This is a genomic window from Pectobacterium parvum (genome assembly GCF_020971565.1).
Taxonomy (GTDB): Bacteria; Pseudomonadota; Gammaproteobacteria; order Enterobacterales; family Enterobacteriaceae; genus Pectobacterium; species Pectobacterium polare.
In genome coordinates, this window is record NZ_CP087392.1 from 799283 (window position 1) to 822820 (window position 23538).

General features: G+C 49.5%; 16 protein-coding genes and 2 pseudogenes. 10 read left to right on the forward strand and 8 right to left on the reverse strand.

What is annotated here, in order from left to right; genetic code table 11:
* The first annotated feature begins 95 nt into the window (after positions 1–95).
* The 4 genes and pseudogenes from LOZ86_RS03635 (at position 96) to LOZ86_RS03650 (ending at position 6670) form a co-directional block, all read left to right on the forward strand.
* On the forward strand, positions 96–1241 hold the full coding sequence (locus LOZ86_RS03635; protein ID WP_111778525.1) for an efflux RND transporter periplasmic adaptor subunit: 1146 nt from the start codon (positions 96–98) through the stop codon (positions 1239–1241).
* A pseudogene (locus LOZ86_RS03640) lies at positions 1238–4315 on the forward strand (efflux RND transporter permease subunit). Before LOZ86_RS03635 ends, LOZ86_RS03640 begins: the two are co-directional and overlap by 4 nt.
* On the forward strand, positions 4308–5819 hold the full coding sequence (locus LOZ86_RS03645; protein WP_052012103.1) for an efflux transporter outer membrane subunit: 1512 nt from the start codon (positions 4308–4310) through the stop codon (positions 5817–5819). The pseudogene LOZ86_RS03640 and the gene LOZ86_RS03645 overlap by 8 nt, the downstream one beginning before the upstream one ends.
* A 224-nt stretch (positions 5820–6043) precedes the next feature.
* Complete coding sequence (locus LOZ86_RS03650; RefSeq protein WP_039487206.1) at positions 6044–6670, forward strand: superoxide dismutase; 627 nt, start codon at positions 6044–6046, stop codon at positions 6668–6670.
* A gap of 228 nt (positions 6671–6898) precedes the next feature.
* On the opposite strand, the gene LOZ86_RS03655 is transcribed toward LOZ86_RS03650, so the two are convergent.
* On the reverse strand, positions 6899–7507 hold the full coding sequence (locus tag LOZ86_RS03655) for a hypothetical protein (protein WP_052012102.1): 609 nt from the start codon (positions 7505–7507) through the stop codon (positions 6899–6901).
* Between the two features lie 168 nt (positions 7508–7675).
* Between LOZ86_RS03655 and LOZ86_RS03660 the strand changes: the two genes are divergently transcribed.
* Both LOZ86_RS03660 and LOZ86_RS03665 read left to right on the forward strand, forming a co-directional pair.
* Positions 7676–8908 carry an MFS transporter gene (locus LOZ86_RS03660; RefSeq protein ID WP_072012443.1) on the forward strand — a complete coding sequence of 411 codons (1233 nt, stop codon included), beginning with the start codon at positions 7676–7678 and terminating at the stop codon, positions 8906–8908.
* 784 nt (positions 8909–9692) lie between these two features.
* Positions 9693–10322, forward strand: a complete 630-nt coding sequence (locus tag LOZ86_RS03665; protein WP_039487202.1) for a hypothetical protein — start codon at positions 9693–9695, stop codon at positions 10320–10322.
* Between the two features lie 129 nt (positions 10323–10451).
* Here the strand turns inward: LOZ86_RS03665 and LOZ86_RS03670 are convergent.
* Positions 10452–11353 (reverse strand): annotated as a pseudogene (locus LOZ86_RS03670) (IS256 family transposase).
* Between the two features lie 342 nt (positions 11354–11695).
* Here LOZ86_RS03670 and LOZ86_RS03675 point away from each other — a divergent pair.
* Together LOZ86_RS03675 and LOZ86_RS03680 are read left to right on the forward strand one after the other, a co-directional pair.
* Positions 11696–12325, forward strand: coding sequence for a hypothetical protein (locus LOZ86_RS03675; protein ID WP_039487266.1), 630 nt, complete (start codon positions 11696–11698; stop codon positions 12323–12325).
* A gap of 798 nt (positions 12326–13123) precedes the next feature.
* Positions 13124–13753: a hypothetical protein gene (locus LOZ86_RS03680; protein ID WP_230242843.1), complete on the forward strand. Its 630-nt coding sequence runs from the start codon at positions 13124–13126 to the stop codon at positions 13751–13753.
* 98 nt (positions 13754–13851) lie between these two features.
* On the opposite strand, the gene LOZ86_RS21470 is transcribed toward LOZ86_RS03680, so the two are convergent.
* On the reverse strand, positions 13852–14055 hold the full coding sequence (locus LOZ86_RS21470) for an integrase core domain-containing protein (protein WP_072012444.1): 204 nt from the start codon (positions 14053–14055) through the stop codon (positions 13852–13854).
* A 900-nt stretch (positions 14056–14955) separates the two neighbouring features.
* Between LOZ86_RS21470 and LOZ86_RS03685 the strand changes: the two genes are divergently transcribed.
* A complete protein-coding gene (locus LOZ86_RS03685; protein ID WP_230242844.1) occupies positions 14956–15585 on the forward strand; it encodes a hypothetical protein in 630 nt (209 codons plus the stop codon).
* Positions 15586–15721: 136 nt separating this feature from the next.
* On the opposite strand, the gene LOZ86_RS03690 is transcribed toward LOZ86_RS03685, so the two are convergent.
* The 4 genes from LOZ86_RS03690 to LOZ86_RS03705 form a co-directional block, all read right to left on the reverse strand.
* Positions 15722–16165 (reverse strand): hypothetical protein, encoded by a 444-nt coding sequence (locus LOZ86_RS03690; RefSeq protein ID WP_039487273.1) that lies wholly within the window; start codon positions 16163–16165, stop codon positions 15722–15724.
* A 1027-nt stretch (positions 16166–17192) separates the two neighbouring features.
* Entirely contained in the window at positions 17193–19337 is a 2145-nt protein-coding gene (locus tag LOZ86_RS03695; protein ID WP_111778535.1) for an alpha-galactosidase, read from the reverse strand.
* A 222-nt stretch (positions 19338–19559) separates the two neighbouring features.
* The gene (locus tag LOZ86_RS03700; RefSeq protein WP_039487278.1) at positions 19560–20564 is read right to left on the reverse strand and encodes a LacI family DNA-binding transcriptional regulator; all 1005 of its coding nucleotides are present in this window, start codon (positions 20562–20564) and stop codon (positions 19560–19562) included.
* A gap of 54 nt (positions 20565–20618) precedes the next feature.
* Positions 20619–21227, reverse strand: coding sequence for an HD domain-containing protein (locus tag LOZ86_RS03705; RefSeq protein WP_039487279.1), 609 nt, complete (start codon positions 21225–21227; stop codon positions 20619–20621).
* A gap of 400 nt (positions 21228–21627) precedes the next feature.
* Here LOZ86_RS03705 and trhA point away from each other — a divergent pair, with 400 nt between their 5' ends.
* On the forward strand, positions 21628–22275 hold the full coding sequence (gene trhA / locus LOZ86_RS03710) for a PAQR family membrane homeostasis protein TrhA (protein WP_039487281.1): 648 nt from the start codon (positions 21628–21630) through the stop codon (positions 22273–22275).
* A gap of 191 nt (positions 22276–22466) precedes the next feature.
* Here trhA and ygfZ read toward each other — a convergent pair whose 3' ends face one another.
* Positions 22467–23468, reverse strand: a complete 1002-nt coding sequence (ygfZ, locus tag LOZ86_RS03715) for a tRNA-modifying protein YgfZ (protein ID WP_039487282.1) — start codon at positions 23466–23468, stop codon at positions 22467–22469.
* Positions 23469–23538 lie beyond the last annotated feature (70 nt).

Below are 23538 nucleotides of genomic sequence, written 5' to 3' on the forward strand. Positions count from 1 at the left end.
TGACTGTTATTTTAGGCACGTTTCGATGGTGATGCTGTATGGGTCAACGAATGCCTGATGCCTATACGTCGTAACGTTATGTGGAGAGCAGCAAAATGAGTGAGCCATCGCCGGGCGGTCCTGCCCGCAAGCCATCTGGATTTAATGCTATCGTCATCGCGGGTGTTGTAGTCACCCTGATTGCCGCCAGCCTATGGTATTGGCGGTCTGCGCGCCAGAGTCAGGGGGGCTGGGCTGGCGGAGGGCCGATTGATGTGGTGGCGACGACACTGCACGCGCAGGCTGCGCCAGTAAGCTTGGAGGGCTTGGGTGAACTGCGTGCGGTTCGTCAGGTGATGCTGTCGGCTGAGGTGGCTGGGCGTGTCGCCGCGATTTCATTTGAGCCCGGCCAGCGAGTCAAAGCGGGAATGGTGTTGGTACAGCTGGATGATGCGACTGAGCAGGCCGATTTGGCTGCGGCCAAAGCATCTGCTGGCTTCGCTCAGGGTCAGCTCACTCGGGCGAGTGAACTGGCTCGGACGGGCGCTACGTCTCGGGAGATGTTGCAGCAACGTCAAGCTGAGCGTGACCAGACTGCGGCGCAAGTTCAGCAGTTAGAAGCACGTATCCGTCAAAAGCGTATACGTGCGCCGTTTGACGGAGAGCTTGGCTTACGCCGCATCGATCTGGGGCAGTATCTCAACCCCGGTGATGTCGCGGTGACATTGACCGATTCAAGCCAGTTGTACGCCAATTTCGACATACCTCAGCAAGAGCTGGCGAGAGTGACAGTGGGGCAGACAGTGCAGGTGCGCATCGACACAGCTGGTGTTGCGCCAGTGCAGGCCACTATCAGCGCCATTGAGCCACAAGTGGGGCGAGATACGCGTAATGCTTCCATTCAGGCAAAAGTGGACAATCAGGGGCGCACGTTGCAGCCGGGCATGTACGCGACGGTGGACGTGATGTTACCGGCTGAGCCCGATGCATTGACGCTACCTGTCTCGGCCGTTATGACTTCTGCCTCGGGCGATGCTGCCGCAGTCGTGCGTGGGTTCACGCCTGAGAAGACCGGTAAGGCCGAGATCGTGCCGATTACGGTAGGGCGGCGCATTGGCGATACGGTGGTCATTGCGCGTGGCCTAAAAGCTGGCGATATCGTGATCACCGAAGGCCAACTACGGGTGCGTCCGGGGGCCGATCTGCGCGTGGTGGATAAGCCTGTTGCCGAGGGGGCTCCGGCCACTGGGGGCCAGCCATGACATTCACCGATCTGTTCATCAAACGGCCGATCCTGTCGATCACGTTGAGTACCCTCATTCTGTTGATCGGTCTCGCAGCGCTGTTCTTGTTACCGATGCGCCAGTATCCGGCGATGGAAAGCGCGACGATTGTTGTCACGACTAATTTCCCCGGAGCTTCGCAGGATGTGATGCAGGGCTTCGTCACAACACCTATCGCTCAGGCGATTGCCAGCGCTAACGGCATCGAATATCTGAGTTCAACGTCCACGCTTGGGCGCAGCGAGGTCAAGGCAAAACTGGTTCTTAATGCGGATGCGGATCGGTCCATGACCGAAGTGCTGGCCAAAGTGCAGCAGGTTAAGTACCGCTTGCCCGAAGGCGTATACGATCCAGAGATCAAAAAGATCACCGACGGTGTGTCGGCAGTGCAGTATCTGTCCTTTGTTAGCGATCAGCAGAGCATTCCCGAGATTACGGATTTCATCAACCGCGTGGCACAGCCGCAGATTACTTCGGTGCCGGGCGTAGCGTCGGCGGAGACAGGTGGCGGGCAAACCATTGCAATGCGCCTCTGGGTCGATCCGATCAAACTGGCCGCTCGGGGGATGACCGCTAGCGATCTGGCCGCGGCACTGCGTGCAAACAACGTGCAGGCCGCCCCCGGTGCTCTACGTGGCCGTGATAACCTGATTCCGATCACGGCCGCTACTGACATGCGTAGCGTGCAGGACTTTCGTGATCTGGTGATCAAACGTGGAGACAACGGTGTTGTACGAGTCGGTGATATCGCCACAGTCGAGCTGGGTGGCCAGAACTACGACAGCAGTTTTTTGAACGATGGTGCGCGTGCGGTAGCTATCGCTATCTCGCCTACGCCTGATGGTAATCCGCTGGAGATCGTGGCTGGCGTTGACGCATTATTGCCGGATTTGCAGCGTGCCGCGCCTCCTGGTTTGAAGGTGGTCAATAATTTCGATACCGCACGCTTCGTCAATGCGGCGATTGATGAAGTCATGAAGACCTTGCTGGAAGCGGTTGTCATCGTGGTGGTGGTGATCTTCCTGTTTCTGGGGACTTTCCGCGCCGTTCTCATTCCCATTGTCACCATTCCGCTATCGCTTGTCGGCACGGCCTCACTGATGCTGGCCTTCGGTTTCTCAATCAACCTGTTGACCCTGCTGGCGATGGTACTGGCCATAGGGTTGGTGGTGGACGATGCCATTGTGGTGGTGGAGAACATCCATCGACATATTGAGGAAGGGCTGTCGCCGGGCAAGGCGGCTATCGTGGGTGCGCGTGAGATCGTCTGGCCCGTCATTGGCATGACTGTCACGCTGGCAGCGGTTTATGCGCCCAGTGGTATGATGGGTGGCATCACCGGTGCGCTCTTTAAGGAGTTTGCTTTCACGCTGGCATGCTCGGTGATTGTCTCTGGCGTGATTGCCTTGACGCTGTCGCCCATGATGAGCAGCTATATGCTCAACTCGCAGATGTCTGAGGGCCGCATGACCAAGGCTGTTGAACGCACGATGCACAATCTGGCCGTGCGCTATGGCCGTCTTTTGGGCTACGTACTGCATGCCCGAGCGGCAGTGATGATGGTCTGTGTGGCAGTACTGGGTGGCATTGTTGTTCTGTTCATGGGGGTACAGCGCGAGCTGGCACCGGGCGAGGATCAGGGCTACGTGTTCGTGCAGACAAAGTCACCTCAGTACGCCAACGTGAGCTACACCGAGCGGACCGGGGTGGCGGTCGAAAGCATCTTTCGTTCGCTTCCTGACTATCAGGGCAGTTTCATGGTCAATGGCTATAACGGCCAGAATGCGGGGTTTGGCGGCGTTGTGCTTAAGCCCTGGGAAGAGCGGCAGATGACGGCAAATCAGGTCGAAGGCTCGCTGAATGCAGGTAGCGGCAGCATTACCAGCTCCTTTGTTACCGCTTTCCAGCCCGCGGCTTTACCTGCTGGCAGCGACGGCTTGCCAGTACAAATGGTTCTCCGTTCACCCGCAGATTTTACTGAGTTATATGGCGTTCTTGAAAAGATCAAGGGTGCGGCATGGGGCAGCGGTCTGTTCGCATTCGTCGACAGCGATCTGGCTTTTGACAGTCCGCAGGCTCGGCTGACTATCAATGCCGCTAAAGCGGGTGAGATGGGCGTCACGATGAACGCGGTGGCGGATACGCTGGCGGTACTGGTCGGCGAGAACTACATCAACCGTTTCAACTGGTTTGACCGTTCCTACGACGTTATCGCGCAGGTTCCGCAGGACAAACGCCGCGCGCCGGGCGACCTGACGGGATACTACGTGCGTGCCGAATCGGGCCGCTTGGTACCGCTGTCCACCGTGGTTGATGTACAAGTGCAGCCGCAGGCCAACCGTCTACTGCAATTTAACCAGATGAACGCCGTGACGCTCTCGGGTGTGCTGCTACCGGGTGTCACGATGGGACAGGCTGTCGATTTTCTGAAAGCGTAGCCTTTGCCACCGAGTACGCAGGTAGACTGGCTCTCCGATAGCCGCCAGTTCGTCAAGGAAGGCAATCGCCTGATTGTCTCGTTTGGCTTCGCGCTGATCGTTATCTTTCTGGTACTGGCTGCGCAGTACGAGAGCTTCCGCGATCCGCTGGTGATTCTGGTGACGGTGCCGCTTGCCATCTGCGGGGCGCTGCTGCCGCTGTGGCTCGGGTTTGCCACCATGAACATTTATACCCAGATCGGACTGGTAACGCTGATAGGACTGATATCCAAGCACGGCATTCTGATGGTTTCCTTCGCTAATGACATCCAGAAGCATGAAGGCCTCAGCCCGATGGAAGCCATGCACAAGGCGGCCATGATCCGTATGCGACCAGTGCTGATGACCACTGCTGCCATGGTCGCTGGCCTCATCCCGCTGCTGTTCGCTGGCGGAGCTGGTGCTGCCAGCGGCTACTCTATCGGTATTGTGGTGGTCGCTGGCCTGATGATTGGCACGCTGTTTACGCTATTTGTTCTGCCAACGATTTATACCCTACTGGCGCGTGACCATCGTGCGTCTGCCGCCTCCGAGCGTGAGCGTGAACTGAATGATGAGGTTTCTAAACATGCGTAATCCTCCACGTAACGTTTACGTAAGACCTATTCTGACGGCTTTGGCTACGGCGCTGCTGCTATCAGGCTGCTCTCTGGCACTCGTGGATCAGCGGCCCGCTGCGCCGATTCCCTCGCAGTGGAGTGATGGCGCTGAGGGAAGCAACGTCGGTGCGTCGGGAAAACAAAGCGCCTCAGCCACCACCGAGTTGGACTGGCAAGCCTTTGTCACTGATGACGGGCTGCGTGGGCTGATTACGCTCGCGTTGAACAATAACCGCGACTTGCGCCAGACTCTGCTTAACGTCGACGCGGCGCGTGCGCAGTACCGTGTGCAGCGTGCCGACCGATTACCGGGTGCCCAGATTGACGGAAGCGGCATGCGTCAGCGCATCCCTGAAGATCTTCGTACGCCGGGTGCTTCATCGGTGCAGAGCAACTATCAGGCCGGTGTGGGGCTGACTTCCTTCGAACTGGATCTGTTCGGGCGCGTTCGCAATCTCTCTGAAGCGGCTATGCAGGAATATCTGGCAACCGAGGAAGCTGCACGTAGCGCACAGATTAGCCTGGTTACCGAAGTTATACAGGCCTACCTGACGCGCGATAGTGCGCAGCGGCGCTATCTGCTCGCCATCCGTATCCTTGAGGCGCGCGAAGCGTCACTCAGGTTGATTGATCAGCGCCGTTCGCTTGGCGCAGCCAACGAGCTGGACTATCAGGAGAGTCTGGGCCAGACCCAGCAGGTGCGTGCTGATTTGGAACGTATCGATCGTGAATTCCGTCAGGCAAGCAATGCGCTGGCACTGTTGGTTGGAGTGAACGATGTACGGCCACATCTGCCTGCGTCTTCAGGTACTGGGACTCTGTTGGTGCAGGCGCTTGCACCGGGGACGCCGTCGGACCTGCTAGAGCAGAGGCCGGATATTCGTGCCGCAGAGCATCGGTTGCAGGCGCGCAATGCCAGCATCGGTGCTGCTCGCGCCGCGTTCTTCCCACGTATTTCCCTGACTGGCCTGTTCGGCAGTTCGAGTTCTGAACTGTCCAACCTGTTTGAGTCTGGTCAGCGGGCGTGGTCCTTCGCACCGCAGATTACGCTGCCGATCTTCGATGGCGGGCGCAACCGCGCCAATCTGGATCTGTCTCTTGTTCGCAAGGATATCGCCATTGCCGATTATGAGCAGGCGATTCAGGTGGCATTCCGCGAGGTATCGGATGCGCTTGCTGCGACCGACACGTTACGTCGCGAAGAACAAGCGCAGCGTGCGTTCGCTCAATCAAGCTCTCGGGCGCTACAGCTTGCGGAAGACCGTTACCGCAGCGGTGCTGACGATCATCTGCGGCTGCTCGACGCGCAACGTAACGATTTTGCCAGCCAGATGACACTCGTCCAGATAGAAACCCAGAGACAGATCGCGCTGGCAACGCTCTTTCGTACCTTAGGCGGCAGTTGGCGAGGCGATGTGCCTGCGCAGGGTAGAGGGCAAACCGGTAGCAATCAGGCTTATGCAAGCATAGCGAGTCGATGACGCGTGTTGAAAATAGCGCCCGGCCTTGATTGGCCGGGTTGCTTTTGCCGCGCTGAAATCAGAGGAGCATCGCTTCGCTCACTTTCCGAAAAATAGTTGAATAACAGGACTGACCTTAAGTTAGGTTGAGGTTGTATAAACACAGATGCACTTGTCATGACGATGTGGTGCAGAGACGGCAAGCCGTCGTATTAGCTGATTTTTTCCCTATTGGAGAGTTTCCTATGTCTTACGTCTTACCTTCGCTTACTTATGCATTTGATGCGCTGGAACCCCATTTCGACGCCCGTACGATGGAGATCCATTACTCTAAGCATCACCAGACCTACGTGACCAACCTCAATAACGCGGTGGCCGATGCGGGCGACCAGCAGGTGTCGGTGGAGGTGTTGATCGCCGATATTGCGGCACTGCCGGAAAACATTCGAGTCGCCGTGCGTAACAATGGCGGAGGGCACGCGAATCACTCACTGTTCTGGACCGTGTTAAGCGCACGGGGAGGCAAGCCCGAGGGTAAGCTGGCTCAGGCCATCGACAGCGATCTGGGTGGGTATGAGGCTTTCAAAGACAGCTTCACTAAGGCGGCGCAGACCCGTTTTGGCAGCGGCTGGGCGTGGCTGACGGTGGGGCGCGATGGCAAATTGCTTGTCGAGAGCAGCGCGAATCAGGATAACCCTCTGATGGGCGACTTCGCTGGCCTGTCAGGCGGTACTCCGATTCTGGGGCTGGATGTTTGGGAGCATGCTTATTACCTGAATTATCAGAACCGCCGCCCTGACTATATCTCAGCGTTCTTCTCCATCATCAACTGGCAGGAAGTGGCTCGACGCTACGAAGACGCCACCAAATGAGTGAGGCTGCCAGCGAAGCATTTTTGCTGGCAGTTCGCTTTTGGCGTTTAATTGGTTTTTTATTATACGTTGCCAATATTATGTACAGTTGAGAAAAACATGTATCTCTGTTTATGCACCAATTTCTATTCTACTTTCCGGTCTTAGGCTTTTATGAGTTATTCTCCATGCCGTTGTTAAGTTAACGCGTTCGATAATAATAAATGGGGCGCTAACTTGCCTAATCGGTCAACAAAGCGAAAGAAATTTAGCTAGCCGACTCAACGCATTAAGTTCGCTTCTGGAAGCCGACTTTGAGAGCAGTAGACGATAGTCATAAGCACGCAGGGTGCTTTTAACTGCATTGGTTGAAACCTGGCTAAATAATGCCGACTCACTAAAATCACTCTCAATAGTGACAATCGAATATTGTCCTTTTGTACTCCATTGATTAAAGCGAATGACGACAGAATCCCCGACTATAACGGCTCCTTCTTTCTTATCCTCTGAAAAATAAAAATCAAAAACAGGTTCAGCAATCCCATCGGCTAAACAAACGGCCTTATAGCATCTCAAAAGAGAAATAAGGCTCGCACCCCGTCCTATTGAGAAACCGTTTCCGGCATTTTCATCGAGATAAAAATAGCGTTTAAAAACAATATTCAGCTTTTTATTATGGTAGCCAACAACATAGTCCTTCTCATAAAAATGGAAATCAGTCGGATCGCCGACTAACTCGTATCCTTGAGAAACCAGTTCTGTCGGCGAAAAGTCCTTAAGACCAAAAATGTCTGGATGCTGAACGGTCGATGCTTTTAGATACCTGATAAAGAGAGTGAAGAAAGAGATTTTCAACATTGTTTACCCACCGCGTATTGCGCCCCTGCGCACAATGTTACCTGTTTGTATAAGAATGTAATGGTATCATCTCTGTTCAGATGGCCAAATTTAGTGTGTTACTACTATTCCGTTTGTTACTACATTCCGTGTGTTACGACAGGCCAGTGTTACAGGTAAATAATTATTTTGAGTGCAAATCGAATCCAAACCTCGTCTCTCCCCGTGTTAAAGCTCCTCGCACTTGCGACAGCCGCGTTTCTGACCTTACTCACTGAGATCATGCCAGCAGGGCTTCTCAGTTCGATCGCGACGGGTCTTGATGTCTCTGAAAGTCTGGCCGGCCAGTTCATTACCGCGTTTGCTCTGGGAGCGCTGTTATCTGCGATTCCTGCTACGGCGCTGACGCGTGGCATGCGGCGCAAGCCCTTGCTGCTCATCACGATTAGCGGATTTGCCGTCGTAAATGCGGTGACCGCCTTTTCCGACAACTACGTTTTATCACTGGCTGCCCGCTTTGTGGCCGGTCTGTTCGGTGGCGTGGTCTGGTCGATGCTGGCCGGGTACGCCTCCCGTATGGTTCCCCGGTGGTTACTCGGGCGTGCAATCGCTATTGTCGGTGCGGGATCTACGGCAGCGCTGGTTCTCGGCGTACCGATTGGCGGCCTTCTCGGTTCAGTCATCGGCTGGCAGGGTGCTTTTGGACTTGTGTCTGTCATTGCGGTGCTTCTTGTGGTCTGGATCGTGCTTTTTGCTCCCGATTTTCCGGGTGAATCGGCGGATAAACGGCTATCGCTGCCTCAGGTTGCCGCCAAGCGTGGCGTCGGGGCGACGCTTGCGCTGATCCTTACTTACATCGTCACGCACAATATTCTGTATATTTATATCGAGCCTTTCCTTGTGGCTTCCGCCATGGGGGACTGGCTCAACGGTGTGTTGTTCATTTTCGGTGCGGGTGCGGTCTTTGGCCTTGTACTGTCAGGCATTATCGTCGATGGAAATCTTAAGCGTCTCGGCCCTGCTGAGGTGTTCTTATTCGCCGCGGCGACGCTCCTTCTGGGCCTTTGGTCCGATGTACAGGTCATTCTGATTCTGGCAGTCTTTATGTGGGGCATCTCTTTCGGGGGATTCTCCGTCGTCACGCAAACGGCAATGACTCACCTTTCTTCTGACGCTGTGGACGTCGCACAGTCGATGTCTACCACATCGTGGAACACCGCGGTGGCCTCAGGGGGCGTCATTGGAGGATTACTTCTCAGCAGCGCAGGCCCGGGCGCGTTTCCGTGGGTGATGATCGGGCTATTGACGCTATCATTCCTCGTTGTGCTTCTGGGCGTTAACCGTGCGCTGACCGCCGCTAAGCCAGCGCAGTCCGTCTCCGTCAGAAGTGATTCCTTGATGCAGAGTAACCAACATTTATGAAATACCGCCATTTCCTGTTCGACCTTGACGACACGCTGTTGGATTTCAAAGCCTCTGAGCGTCTTTCGTTTGCGCGTACGTGTCGATATTAAAAATATGACTTTGTTTGCAGACTATCAGCCCGTTTAAAGAAATCGAGTCGATTATTGTGGGCGACAGACTGGTGCTGATATCTTTGGGGTAACCACTACAGGCATACTGCTTCAATGCTGGTGGAGTCGCTAACGGGCGCTTCAACCTACAAGGCCGCGCGCCTTAGGAGGAAAAAGAGGCAGCTTTGATGCGGACGATAGCGTTTGTTTTTTTGCTCGGTAGTGATAAATATGTTCATATTGGAAAGCGTAATATTCTTACTACGTAAAGCTAAGTATCCTCAATAAATATGGAAAACAATATTAATTATCTAGGTTTATATTTAAATAATTACCCGGTTATATAATGAGCGTGGGCATTAATGACTTTAAGTTGTATTTGCATTGACCATTTTAAATTAATTGTATTAAAGACGTGGTAGGTGTGAATAAATATATCTGGCTAATGATATCGCGTCGTTAGTGGTTGCTGGGTTGTGTTTTTTCGAGTGTGTCGTTATGCTTTTTTATGTGTTGAGTATTCAGATTGTAATTGTTTATTTTCCTATTTAATAGGGATGGGATTTAAAAATACATTTGCAAAGCACAAGCTTTTGACAATACTTAAATTGTTAATTCTAGATGGGAATGTATTTTAAGCTATCTTTAACTACCGTCCCCATATCTCATGTATATTGAAAGGAAATAATTTCATGTCTTCCTATAATATCTCTGTGTCAAATGAAAGTGGTGCTGCAGCAAGCATTGCCATCTATCAAACTTACCCTAATATCACCAATGGTTTGCCTCTGGTTTGGCTACGCCAAACGATCAACGATGGAAATACCAATGTCTACAGTTGGTCCGTCGACTGGGCTTTGAATTGGGGGACAACTGAGCAGCCTTTGGCTCCGGGGGTTCAATGGCGCTCTGGTGGGCCGATACAAAGCATGGACCCTACAACGTCCAGTGGATACAACGCGATGGGAATCCGTTATTCCGATGGTCAGTTCCAAACATCACCTTTGGCGTACTATGATGAAAACGTACCTAGTGGCAGTATGTTAATAAATACAGATACATCATTTACCGTAAGAGATTCAAAAGCGCTAAGCCTTGCTGTTTATATGAATTCTTTGCCTGCATTTGCTATGCAAGGTAAACCAAATGGAAATTTTGTGTTTGATACACACCCCGTCTATTGGATTTGTTGCACAGATTCAAAACAAGGGGTTGCTGTTCAGGGCACGTTTGTCAGCAGCCCAACCCAGCTTTCCTTCCCTGATGGTGTAAAGTCGTTAAGTTTCACACTCAATGAAACGTTGAGATTTATTAAGAAATAATATTTTAGCCTCCTTAAGGAGAAAATAGCGCCTCATTGCGCGTGAATAAGTACTCCCTTCGTATAGTTGGGGCCGTATGCGTTCGTAACAGGCTGGTTCTGTAAATAATCCAGTGTAATTGCCATCCGATTAAAGGTGGTCGTCCAGGCGATCACCGAACTCAATAATAAAACGGCTCATCGCCAGCCGCCAGTTCTGGAGCGGCATGCTCCATTTTTTTGACGCCGATTGTATCGCCAGATAAATAACCTTCCGCACAGAGTCGTCGTTAGTGGTGTCAATAGCCTTGCGAATATCCGGCGGGTAGCCAAAGAAGGTATTTATCATCCCAGACACAGGAGAATTCATCCAGCGCCATCAGCGCGGAGAAGCCTGAGACACCGCTTTCAACCCGCAGGTGACCCCTTTGTAATCTTTCCACGACACGTATTTCAGGCAGTTGCGCACCATGTGGATGATGCACAACTGGATATGTGTCTGGGGATACACGCGGTTTATCGCATCCGGGAAGCCTTTCAGACCGTCCACGCAGGCAATGAGAATATCCTGAAGCCCCCGATTTTTAAGCTCAGTCAGGACACTCAACCAGAACTTCGCGCCTTCATTTTCTGCCACATGCCCAGCGCGAGGAACTCCGCCTTGTTTATCACGCTGCCACTGTGCCGAACCTTCACCACGATACAGTCAAGATAAACAATGGGATACAGCGAGTCTAACGGAAGATTTTGCCATTCGGCCACCTGTTCTTTAACGGCATCAGTCACTTTGGATATCAGCGTGGGCGAGACATCTGCGTGATGCGCGTCTGATTTTTCTTAATTAACTGAAAAAGAGCTTTCACGGTCACGTGGTGTATTGATTTCAAGCTCACCGTCATCGCAGAGCCACGTTTTTGTCGAGTAACCGTTTCGGGTATTAGAGCCTGTTTTAGGTGTGTTTTTCTCGTGACCGAGATGGTCGGTGAGTTCCGCATCTGTTTTGAGGCCTTTGGCCAATTCGGCAGCGAGTGCCTTAAGCTTCTTTTCGTCCATATTTTGCCTGTCTCCGTTGTTGGAGTGAACATATCAAAAACAGGCAATGACAACATTTAAATTACTGCCTCCTCTAAGTGCAACACTAAGTCACCATTTAATTAGCATTATTACCTCTCATTGAATTTATTGTGGTAATTATTTACGTGCCTATTATTAAATTTATAAATAACTATTTTATTACCTATTAAATAGGGAGGTGTTGTTTTTTAAATTTTAAAAACACATTTGCAAAATATGAGATGTTGACAATAATTAAATTGTTCTTTCCGGAACGGGGTTTTTTAATTTGGCTTTAAATGCCGTTCCCATACCTCATTGATATTGAAAGGAAATAAAACTATGTCTTCTTATAATATTTCAGTGTTAAATAAAAGTGGTGATGAAGCAAACATTGCTATCTATCAAACTTACCCTAATATCACCAGTGGTTTGCCCTTGGTCTGGTTACGACAAACGGTCAACGATGGAAATATCAATACCTACAATTGGTCCATTGATTGGGCGCTGAATTGGGGGACAACTGAGCAGCCCTTGGCCCCAGGAGTTCAATGGCAATCCGGTGGGCCGATGCAAAACATGAATCCTACCGTGTCTGAAGGAAAAAATGCGATGGGTGTTAGTTACTCCGGTGGTCAGTTCCAAACATCGCCTTTGGGACATTATAATAAAGATGTACCTAGTGGCAGTATGCTAATAAGTACAGATACATCATTTACCGTAACAGAATCAAAAGCGATGAGTATTGCTGTTTACATGAATGCTTTGCCGACATTTGCTATGCAAGGCAAACCAAATGGGAATTTCTTGTTTGATACACACCCCGTCTATTGGATTTGCTGTACTGATTCAAAAGTGGGCGTTGCTGTTCAGGGTACATTTGTCAGTAGTCCAACCCAGTTTTCCTTCCCTGATGGTGTAACATCGTTGAATTTCACACTTGATGAAACGTTGAAGTTTGTTCAATCCTAATATTGTGGTTTTCTTCAGAAGAAAATAGAGCCACGTGTGCATAAGAAAACCAATCTGTCGTAAACGATAGATTGGTTTTCTCAATTTTATGTTGAGCTATAAGAACCTATCTCAATAGGCATTATCAGGATGATGCCTCTCATTATTGTGGCTCAGTATGCAGTTCTTGCTTCTAAAGCTCTTTCATGATCGGCATTAATGTCCGTTGTCTCTGTTGCTGGTCTGCTTAGGTTTATCACCATAGTCTGAGTCCTTAAAGGTGATGACGACCACCATGTGTATACCTATGAACCTTGCAAACCGGCTATCAAAGAGCAGAGCGCCGAAATGGTTTCTAATAGTGTCTGTTTCGCTGTGAGTTTAACGTATTGAATGCAACATTCTGACGTAAAGAGTTCGAGTTAAGCATCTCGTCCGAAAAGTGTTCTTCTTCTTAAATTTGATTTATTTGTGTAAAAATAACCGATATATTAATTTAAAAATATATACTCTGAGAAATAGAATGGGGTTTTTAAATAAAGTTAAGTGTATAAGTAAGTATCGGTGAATTAATTTTCATTTAATAATGATAGCTTGTTAATAATTTAAAAGTAATTAATTATTTATAGTGTATATGTGCGAGTTTGTTTTTTTGTGTATATTATTTAAAATAACAATTAGCTTCGTTACTAAATATTTTTTATTTTTTTTAATTGAGAAATATATTTGCAAAGTTAGAGATATTGGCAATAATTAAATTGTTCCTTCTAGATTGGAATATCGCTCCCACACCTCATCTATATTGAAAGGAAATAAATTATGTCCTCTTATAATATTTCTGTATTAAATAAAAGCGGTGACGCAGCAAACATTGCTATCTATCAAACTTACCCTAATGTTGTGAGTGGCTTGCCTTTGGTCTGGTTACGGCAAACGGTCAACAATGGAAATACTAATACCTACAATTGGACCGTCGATTGGGCTTTGAATTGGGGGACAAGTGAGCAGCCCTTGGCTCCGGGGGTTCAATGGAATTCTGGTGGGCCAATTCAAGCGATGGATCCTACTACGGCTTCTGGGACAAATGCGATGGGCGTCCGTGCTTCCGGCGGTCAGTTCCAAACATCACCGTTGGCGCACAATGATAGAAGTGTACCTAGTGGCAGTATGCTAATAAATACAGATTCATCATTTACCGTAACAGAGTCAAAGGCGCTGAGTTTTGCTGTTTACATGAATTCTTTGCCGACATTTGCTATGAGAGGCAAGCCAAACGGGAATTTCTTGTTTGATACACACCCCGTCTATTGGATTTGTACCACTGATTCAAAACAAGGTGTTGCTGTCCAAGGTACATTTGTCAGTAGCCCAACTCAGTTTTCCTTCCCAGATGGCGTAACATCGTTGAATTTCACACTTGATGAAACGTTAAAGTTTGTTCAATCCTAATATTGTAATCTTCTTCGGAAAAAAATAGGGCATTTTACGTATGATAAAACCGATCTGTAATAAACGACAGATTGGTTTTATCCATTTTACATTGAGACCTAGTAGTCTATGTAGCTCCCTAGTTTTGAGTACCTCCCAGTTAATCCAGTTAATAATGAAACTCTGCCAATTTTTCCTCGTATAAATAATGGGGGCATATTACCCTGTGAGCTATGTAGGTGTTTCTCGTTATATTTTGTGCGCCAGTCTTCTGTTAACACATGCATTTCAGACAATGTTCGGAGCAGGTACATATAGAGCATTATGTCGTGCAGCTCAGATCATTTAGCTAAGGTGGCAGTACATTTTTGACCGTTGCCGCTTGAGTAGCCTCTGTTTGTATTTAATCGCTGGGGACATGTACAATACGGAGTGCAGGTACTTGAACCACCTCTTTCATACATTTGACATCATAGGACTCTATATTGGCGTTTCCAATTGTAATTGATCGCCGTCCTTGAGGTACACGCCCGCGACCTCAAGCTTCTTTCAGAACTCGCAAGATATGAGTTTCAATGAAATGCGATTTATTCATGATGAGTTCGATTTGGTTGTATTTTAATCAGTAAAGGGTAGTGACAAAAAAGTGGTGAATCAAGCGTGTTACAGAGTCATAGCGTAAAGCCATTATGAGTATAAATCCTTTACTTTAAACGCCTATAAATTATAAAACTATAGCGATGAAAATATTTCCTCATAGATATATTATAATTTTATGTTGACTAATTTAATATTTAAATGGTTGTTTGTAATTATAATTAATCGTGTTTTTATTTATGGTTTGAATGAGATTTCATAGAATTACATGATGATTTATGTGTATCAACTATATTGATGTGGAAGTGTTTTTTATTTGTCTGTTTTATGTGATATTAAGTGCATTTAAATAGTGGTAATTGAAAGTTAAATAATTAATTTTAATGGTTTTTTTGTTATTTGCATCCCATTAAATACATTCATGATATTTTTATTTTCAAATGACGTTAGTGATAAATAATTACTTCACTCACTATTTATTTTGGAGTGATTTTTAATTTAAAAATATATTTGCAAAATATGAATGTTTGACAATAATTAAACTGTTCCTTCTGGATTGGAATATATCTTTACACGGGTTTAAATGCCTTTCCACCCCTCAATTACATATTGAAAGGAAATAAACTATGTCTTCCTATAATATTTCTGTGTTAAATGACAGTGGCGCTGCAGCAAATATTGCCATCTATCAAACTTACCCTAATATCAATAATGGTTTGCCTCTGGTCTGGTTACGGCAAACGGTTAATGATGGAAATACTAATACCTACAATTGGTCCGTCGATTGGGCACTGAACTGGGGGACAAGTGAGCAGCCCTTGGCTCCGGGAGTTCAGTGGCAATCTGGTGGGCCGATTCAAAATATGAATCCTACAACGGCCGGAGGACAAAATGCGATGGGAGTTCATTACTCCAGTGACCAGTTCCAAACATCACCGTTGGCGTACTATGATAAAACGATACCTAGTGGCAGTATGCTAATAAATACAGATACATCATTTACTGTAAGAGATTCAAGCTCGTTGAGTTTTGCTGTTTATATGAATGCTTTGCCGACATTTGCCATGCAAGGCAAACCAAACGGGAATTTCTTGTTTGATACACACCCTATCTATTGGATTTGTACCACTGATTCAGAACAGGGTGTTGCTGTCCAGGGAACGTTTGTCAGTAGCCCAACCCAGTTTTCCTTCCCAGATGGCGTAACATCGTTGAAGTTCGTCCTTGATGAAACGTTGAAATTTGTTCAATCCTAATATCTTGATTTTACTTGAAAGAAAGTAGAGCAGATTGTGCATGAGAAAACCAATCTGTTGTAAACGAAAGATTGGTTTTCTCAATTTTATATTGAGGGTTGTGGGCATACGCTCTGATTTTTATATGCCGTTCATTTCAATACTGGCTGCGCCAATAATATTTCCCGAGATAGACTGTTGCATGGTTTTGTGTGCAAGGTAAAAGTGTTGTATTTATGTTATCGGGGCAAGGTGGCGTTGTTGTTAAATTCGACGATTGCAATTTTTTTTTGCCCATAATGAAATTTATTCTATCTATTTTTTTATTGTTCTCATATATGTATTTTTCTGTCATTTCTATTCTATTGATGTTATTCCCATGTATATATCTTTCTATCGAAGATATATGTTCTGTTATTGATTCTATTTCTCTGTTTTTTTTCTGCATTTTTATTATTTTTTCATCCGCTATTTCATTTTTTTTATTAATTATTGAAGTTGCAAAGGCGCTATATTTTTTTGGGTCTTTCAACGCTAGTTTATAAGCGGAATTTATATTATTGTTGAATAAATGAGCTCGTAAGTGGCTTAATATTCTCATTTGAAAGAATTCCTTTTGTATATGTTGAATTTTATCTTTGGAAAAAGACTAGTTGTTTTTTAGGTTTTTTATACCAAAAAACGATTGTGTTTGATTATTTTATAATTAGATAAAATGTATCGTTATGGGGCTAGTAGTCAGCACCACATGGTCTGCGGTAAAATGTAGCGTATTCCTCCATCTCATCCCCGTGGATCATAATATTTCATTTGTTAAGGAAAAACATCAAATATGGCAGTTGGGGGGGGGCGCCGTCATCTGATAGCTTAACCAGATTTTCTTTACCTTTTTCATTTAGATGTAATATCATTGTTAATACACTTAATTTAAAAATTATGGAGATATGATTGGGTCATTAATTCAATAAGAAGACAATGCGTAAATTCATGTGGAAATTTACTACTTAATAGCAAAGTTGATATGAGAGGGATTTTATCCCAAGTAAGTGAAATTTCAAATTCTCAGACTGGAATAAATTTATTTCGGGGGAATTATACGCTAACTGTTCAACATCAACGCTCTCCAATGGAAAAAGTAATGAATAAACATGGTACCTTTTTTCAGGGGCTAAAATCTGATCGTCAAATACCCATTTCAAAAGATGATGAAAGCCTTAAAAAGGTTAATACTGGGTTTACCCCTGAATATTATAAGCTTACATTCGAGCCTGTCGAACTCTGATGACGGCTCGGGTTATCCCCCCCGAAAGCCATGTCTATGTTACCCAAATAATTTTAAATACGGTCGCTCTGGACGTGGTTTTCTGTTGCCATTCTGTGCAAGGTGTTCGGGTTCATTGTAGCCGCTATAAATACTGGCGCAAGCCAAGATCACGATACTACTTGAGCGGTGTTACTGAGTCTGGTGCGTGAAGTTCATCGTGTAAGTAGTTGAAAAAACGATTCTGAGTGACACAGATCGCAAACAAACCTGCTTGCACGTGTCTTTACGATCTACCCTGTACACCGCTCGACATTACCTTTAATATGAAGCCTAAGAATTCATACCCGTTGTACTTGGAAAAAGACTAACTTCTGGTGGTGTCCGGCACCGCGGAAAGCGCGACCAGAATGGCGGTTTCCGGCGTCAGGACGGGTAGGGCAAGGCCGGCCTGCATCAGCCAATCGCCGGAAACCACGATCGGCTGACGTAACCAAGGCGGGAGCTCACGCATGGTACCGCCGCCTTCACGCACCGTTTTGATTTCCGGGCCGTCCAGTAGTGTGACCTCATAACGTGCGTCGGGGAGCAGGCCGGGGATGCGGAGCGTCCCCGCCAGCGAATAATCCGGCATACGTAGCTGAGCTACCTGGAAAACGGCGTGCTGCTGATTGCGGCTTACCACGCCGGTGACCTGCACCGTATCGTCCGGCATCTCGACCCGCCAGGTGGTGCCGCTGTGCAGCAGCGGGCGCAGCGTTTTGTGCAACTGAATGTAGTGGCGGTAGCCTTCCAGCTCGTCGTCGTCAGCCTTCACGGGATCCAGCTCGATACCCATATGGCCGAACAGAGCCGTCAGGCCGCGAAAGGCGATGGTGTGACGCCGATACGTGGCGTGGCAGCGAGCGTGCCCGATGTGTTGTCCCATGACTTCTGGTGGAAAGAAGTAGCTCATGCCGCGCTGGATGGTCTGGCGCTCCAGCGCGTCGTTGTTATCCGATACCCAGAAGCGCTGGGTTCGCTCCAGCACGCCGTAGTCGATGCGGCCGCCGCCGGAGGCGCAGGATTCAAATTCAACATGGGGAAAACGCTGGCGCAGGGTATCGAGCAGACGATAGAACTGTCGGGTTTGCGCATCGGCGGCCAGACGCCCTTCATGGCCGGGTTGCACCAGTTCGCGGTTCATATCCCACTTCACATAATCGACCGGGTGCTCACCCAGCAGCCAGCTCAGCCGCTCCAGCAGATAAGCGAAGGCCTCGGGCTGGTTTAAATTCAGCACGTACTGGTAGCGGCCTGTTGGCTGTGCGTAGCCGGGCAATTGCAGCACCCAGTCAGGATGGGCGCGGAACAGGTCGGAATCGGGGTTGATCATCTCCGGCTCGACCCAAATGCCGAACTCCATCCCCAAGGCTTTGACGTGCTCAATTACCGGCATCAGCCCGTTAGGGTATTTTTCCTCGTCCAGATACCAGTCGCCGAGCGCGGCTTGGTCGTGGTGACGCCCACGGAACCAGCCGTCATCGATAATGAAGCGCTCTACGCCGACGTCTGCGGCTTTGCTCGCCATCTGCATGATGTACTCAGGGTCGTGATCGAAATAGATCCCTTCCCACGTATTGAGGTGTACCGGGCGTGGTTTATCGCCGCTGAATTGGATCAGGGACTGGCGCAGGAAGGTGTGATAGCGCTGGCTCATGCCGTTTAAACCAGAATCGGAAAAGGCGGCATAGACCCACGGCGTCGTGAGGGATTCCGACTGTGCCAGCGTGATTTCTCCCGGCAGATACAGAGCTTCCGCTTGAATGACGCGACGGCCATCCGTTTTGATATCGGCACGCAAGCGGTGGTTGCCGCTCCAGCCTAAATGCACGCCCCATACCGATCCACGCTGTTCGCTGAACGCGGACTCGCCGAGGATAAAGGCAGGAAAATATTCGTGGGAGCTTCTTCCCCGACGGCTTTCCTGAATAAAACCGCCGTGCTGCAACGTGAGACGATGGGCCTGAAACTCACGCAGCCAGCGGCCGTGGAATGCCATGACGTCGCTCGCTCGTTCCGGGACGGGCAGCGTGACGGCGAGGCGCTGTACTTGCCAAGCGTCCGTACGCAGATTCTCTAGCGTATGACGTAGTTGTAGGACGTCGGTCTGCGGATCCAGACGCAGTTCGCTGATCAGGCGAAGCCCGGCCTGTGTATCTTCCGCCGTGATGGTGAGCGTATTGTCCTGAACATCAGCTCGCGTCGTCGTGAAGATCGGCGCGGCGTCATAGCCTGAACGGTGCCCCTCAATACCCGGCGAACCGAACTGACCACGCCCGTATTCCATCGCCAGCGTTAGAGGAAGATCCACATCCAGGCGACCGTTAGCGACGGGGCGTTGCAGAGAAACGATATCTTCTGGCGAAAAACCGCGCAGCCGTGGCCCCCAGTAGAGAATTTCTGCCGCTGGGGCGCAGCGTAAGATGACATCGCACTGCGCGCTGGTTAATTGAACAATATCACGCATCATGAGGAATGCTCCAATTACGACGATCAAATTACGAAGAGTGGATCTCAGTGAAAACTTAAACGTTTAAGTCATCAACTTAAACGTTTAAGAAATGTGATGTTGTTAAAATAATCGTTAGGAAATGGAAAAAGGTTGCAATGAAGAAGTGAAGATCATCTCGCTGACGGCTGACGTAGCAAACCAACCGATGGCTTTATGAAATGTGGCAGATAACGGAATAGATTAGGCGGGAAAGCTGGTGTTACCCATGCGCAACGTTGGTTGCCATAACACCTGCAAGTTTTCTACGGCTTCGCCCGCGATCAGCGCCTGCATCATGCTGGCAATCTGTTCGCCAACTTGCTCGCGTGTCGCCTGCTCGATGGCGGTCACGTTGAGGTCGGTCAGGCTGTCCTGTGGCAAGCCGTCATACATCACTAATGCGATGGGGTGTGAACCGGAAAGCCGGCCGGCCTGCTGTAATGCGGCAACGGCGCCATCGCCGTGAACGTTGCCGTCCATCACAATCGCGGTGGGCGGTTCAGGCAGCGCCAGAAAATCGAGCATGGCCTGATAGCCCGCGCGGCGCGTGGGGTTCACACAGCGCAGATAGGCGTCGTGAAACGGCAGGCCGTGGCGTTGCAGGGTATCGCGATAGCCCTGACGACGCTGCATGATAAATGCCTGCGGGTGATCTTCGCTTAACATGGCGATACGGCGATGGCCGAGTTCAAGCAGATGCTCGGTCGCCAGCGCCATGCCTGCGCGGTTGTCAAAATCGAACCAGGCGTAAGGATGGGGGAGCTGGCTGCGCCCCAGCGCCAGAAACGGGACGTTGTTACGTTGCAGTAAGGTCAGTCGCGCATCCTGTTCGCACGTATGCGCCACGATCAGCGCATCGATACGGCGGCTGGCGATCAACCGGGCGGCACCCTGACAGGCGTCTTGCTCGTCTGCCAGCAGGAGAAAATCGACTTCATGCTGCGCCAGCTTGCGGCTGATCGCGCCAATCATCTCAAAAAAGATATCGTTACTCAGAGAAGAGGCGTAGGGATAGACCAGCCCAACCGCGTCGCTCTTGCCCATTTTCAGGCGGCGCGCGTGAGTATTAGGGCGATAGCCAATGCGTTCTGCTTCTTCCTGAATCCGCTGGCGCGTGGCGTCGGAGATATCCCGATGGCCGTTCAGCGCACGACTCACCGCCGCCACGGACAAACCCAGGTTATTTGCGATTGTTTTTAAAGACATCACCCTCTCCTGACGTGAATGCCCAGCGACGGGGCGTCTAGCGGGAAAACCGAATTATAGCAACCAGCCCTTGGCTTTGGCGTCTTCCAGATGTTGCTGGAGGTATTGCCACAGTTCCGGATTGATCGTGGCGATGAACTCGGCGCGGTCGAGAACTTGTTCCAGACGGATGCCATTTTCTACCCAGCTTTGGCCGCCGTTGTACAGGTTCATCAGCATCGGCATGACGCGATCGAGCACCAGAGCGAACTGGGCGCTGGGAGTTTCATTCGCTTCGTATTCTTCCCACAGATCGTGGAATTGCTGGCGCTGTGGTTCAGGCAGCAGGCCGAAAATACGGGCAGCGGCAGCCACTTCCTGATCGTGAATCGCCAGACGAGCGGAAAGATCGTAAACGATCACATCGCCTGCATCGATTTCGACGATATCGTGAATCAGTGCCATTTGGATCACGCGCTGGATATCCACACCTTCACCGGCATAAGGCGCTAATGCCATCGCGGCGACGGCAAAATGCCAGCTGTGTTCGGCAGAATCTTCGTGACGTTCGCTGCCGATAATCTTGGTACGGCGCTGTACGCTTTTTAATTTATCGATTTCTATCAGAAAGCCGAAAACATCGGTCATGGAACCGAAATTCAGAGTAGACGGGGTAGATGACATGAAAAACTTACCTCTTGCAGTGAAAACGATGCAGTAAAAATCATGCAGTGAAACGAGACGTAGTGAAAACCAAAACGATATGTAGTGAAAACTACAGGAAGGCGCTGTGAGCGTGAGAACCGGATGACCGTTAACGCGAATAACCGGTAAAAACGGCAGAGCCCTTCAAAAAACAGGGAGATATCAACGCCGATCATTGTAGGGGATGTTGCCTGAGATTGACACGCATGATTGCACGTTAAGTAAGAGAGAAGGCCGAAGGTAAAGCGAGAGTAAATATTTTAGCTTACACGTGTACACTGAAACTATTCTCAGTTAATCTGCTCAAAGGTTAAACACCTGCGCTTGCTTCGTTTTGCACAAGAGCGTGGATTATTGCCGAATACTGCGGAATCGATTGATGTCAAAAAATGCACAAATGCCGGATTACTCTCTGGCAGAGGAAATTGCGAACAGCATAAGCCATGGAATCGGTGTGATTTTCGGGATTGTGGGGCTGATTTTATTGCTGGTGCAGGCGGTCAACAATGACGCTGGCAGCGTGGCAATTACCAGCTACAGCCTCTATGGCGGCAGCATTATCCTGCTGTTTCTGGCATCGACGTTGTATCACGCGATTCCGTCTCAGCGTATTAAGCCGTGGCTGAAAAAATTCGACCATTGCGCTATCTACATCTTGATTGCTGGAACCTATACGCCGTTTTTGCTGGTAGGGCTGGATTCACCGTTGGCGCATGGTCTGATGGTTGTCATCTGGGGAATGGCGCTGCTGGGCGTGATCTTCAAACTGGCGTTTGCTCATCGTTTTGAAGTGCTGTCGTTGATTACTTATCTGGTGATGGGTTGGCTGTCGCTGGTGGTGATTTACCAGATGGTGATGAAGCTGTCGGCAGGAAGCGTGACGTTACTGGCGGTGGGCGGCGTAGTGTATACGCTGGGCGTGATTTTCTATGCCAGTAAGCGGATTCCCTATAATCACGCGATTTGGCACGGGTTTGTTTTAGGCGGCAGCGTCTGCCATTTTCTGGCGATTTATCTTTATATCTAATCTTCGCGTGCCTGCTGGCGGTGTACGGCATGCAGTGATAATGGGGAGATCGTAAAGACGCGGTGAATACCTCCCTGTACGCTCGAGCCGCGACATCCCTGTCGCGGACGCTTTACTCTTCTATCCCATTATCACTGTTATCGTTCTGAGAAGAGATTTGCCACCTTCATGATGTGGCTTAACTCGTCGGATTAATCCGTTATTTCATACGGCAGGGGCTGAACCGTGAGCTGGCTTTCGGCATCTTCACGGACGCGCAAAACGTTCTCTGCGGTGAGATCGTTATTCAACACTGCCTGTACCCACACATCACCGTTCTGCAATTGGCTGGCTGCCAACACCGTACCGGTACGACGCCAGTTCTCTCCAAGCTGCAATTCGAGATCGTCCCCCGCTTGCGGTACCTTATTCGCCTTACCCGCCAGCCAGTAAAGCGCACGCTTGTTGGCTCCGCGATATTTCGCCCGAGCGACCATTTCCTGACCGGTATAGCACCCTTTGCTGAAACTAATCCCATTTAATGCCTGTAGATTAGTCGCTTGCGGGATGAACTGCGCACTGTTTGCGCTGTCAATGATGGGCTGACCTGCTTCAATATCCAGCGCCAGCCATTGGCGGCTGTCATTCAGGCTGACTTTATCGCCGAGCTTTTCAAGCAGCGATGTATTTTGCTCAGGAGACAGCACCAGCAAGAAACGTTCTGCAGGATGGGTGAAATGCAGTAAGGTAGCCCCTTCGTGCTGCACGACAGGGTGTTCAGCGTCTGGAAGCTGGCTAAATACAGAGGCCAGCAGTTCGCGGATGCCCGCACCCGCCGCGCCCAGCAGGATGGTGTTGTCGTCCGGTGCGATGGTCGTTTTCGAGAAAACGGCGTATTTTTTCAGTTCGCTAAGCTGGGCGTCGCGTAGATTGCGACGCTCAATAAACGCAAAGCCTTCGCCGTGATGGAACAGACGCAGGTTGCTCCACATTTTCCCTTTTGCGTCGCAGTGGGCGCAAAGCGTGTGCCCATCGTCAGGCAGTGCGCCGACATCTGCGGTGACCTGTCCCTGAAGATATTTGACGGTATCCGGCCCGACGAGTGTGACCAGTGCCCAGTCATCCAGTGAGATGAGCGTGGCGGCCAGTTGGGCGGAAGCAAATGGGAGCTGTGATGCAAAAGGAAGTTGATAAGCCGTATGTTGGTTAACCATATAGTACAATCCTGCGCTAAGGGCGATACCCGAATGGCCTAATGGTAAAAGAGCGCTCAGGGTTTGCAAG

Coding starts and splice junctions, on each gene's coding strand:
- LOZ86_RS03635 (WP_111778525.1), top strand. CDS start 96: ATGAGTGAGCCATCGCCGGGCGGTCCTGCCCGCAAGCCATCTGGATTT.
- LOZ86_RS03645 (WP_052012103.1), top strand. CDS start 4,308: ATGCGTAATCCTCCACGTAACGTTTACGTAAGACCTATTCTGACGGCT.
- LOZ86_RS03650 (WP_039487206.1), top strand. CDS start 6,044: ATGTCTTACGTCTTACCTTCGCTTACTTATGCATTTGATGCGCTGGAA.
- LOZ86_RS03655 (WP_052012102.1), bottom strand. CDS start 7,507: ATGTTGAAAATCTCTTTCTTCACTCTCTTTATCAGGTATCTAAAAGCA.
- LOZ86_RS03665 (WP_039487202.1), top strand. CDS start 9,693: ATGTCTTCCTATAATATCTCTGTGTCAAATGAAAGTGGTGCTGCAGCA.
- LOZ86_RS03675 (WP_039487266.1), top strand. CDS start 11,696: ATGTCTTCTTATAATATTTCAGTGTTAAATAAAAGTGGTGATGAAGCA.
- LOZ86_RS03680 (WP_230242843.1), top strand. CDS start 13,124: ATGTCCTCTTATAATATTTCTGTATTAAATAAAAGCGGTGACGCAGCA.
- LOZ86_RS21470 (WP_072012444.1), bottom strand. CDS start 14,055: ATGCTCTATATGTACCTGCTCCGAACATTGTCTGAAATGCATGTGTTA.
- LOZ86_RS03685 (WP_230242844.1), top strand. CDS start 14,956: ATGTCTTCCTATAATATTTCTGTGTTAAATGACAGTGGCGCTGCAGCA.
- LOZ86_RS03690 (WP_039487273.1), bottom strand. CDS start 16,165: ATGAGAATATTAAGCCACTTACGAGCTCATTTATTCAACAATAATATA.
- LOZ86_RS03695 (WP_111778535.1), bottom strand. CDS start 19,337: ATGATGCGTGATATTGTTCAATTAACCAGCGCGCAGTGCGATGTCATC.
- LOZ86_RS03700 (WP_039487278.1), bottom strand. CDS start 20,564: ATGTCTTTAAAAACAATCGCAAATAACCTGGGTTTGTCCGTGGCGGCG.
- LOZ86_RS03705 (WP_039487279.1), bottom strand. CDS start 21,227: ATGTCATCTACCCCGTCTACTCTGAATTTCGGTTCCATGACCGATGTT.
- trhA (WP_039487281.1), top strand. CDS start 21,628: ATGTCAAAAAATGCACAAATGCCGGATTACTCTCTGGCAGAGGAAATT.
- ygfZ (WP_039487282.1), bottom strand. CDS start 23,468: ATGGTTAACCAACATACGGCTTATCAACTTCCTTTTGCATCACAGCTC.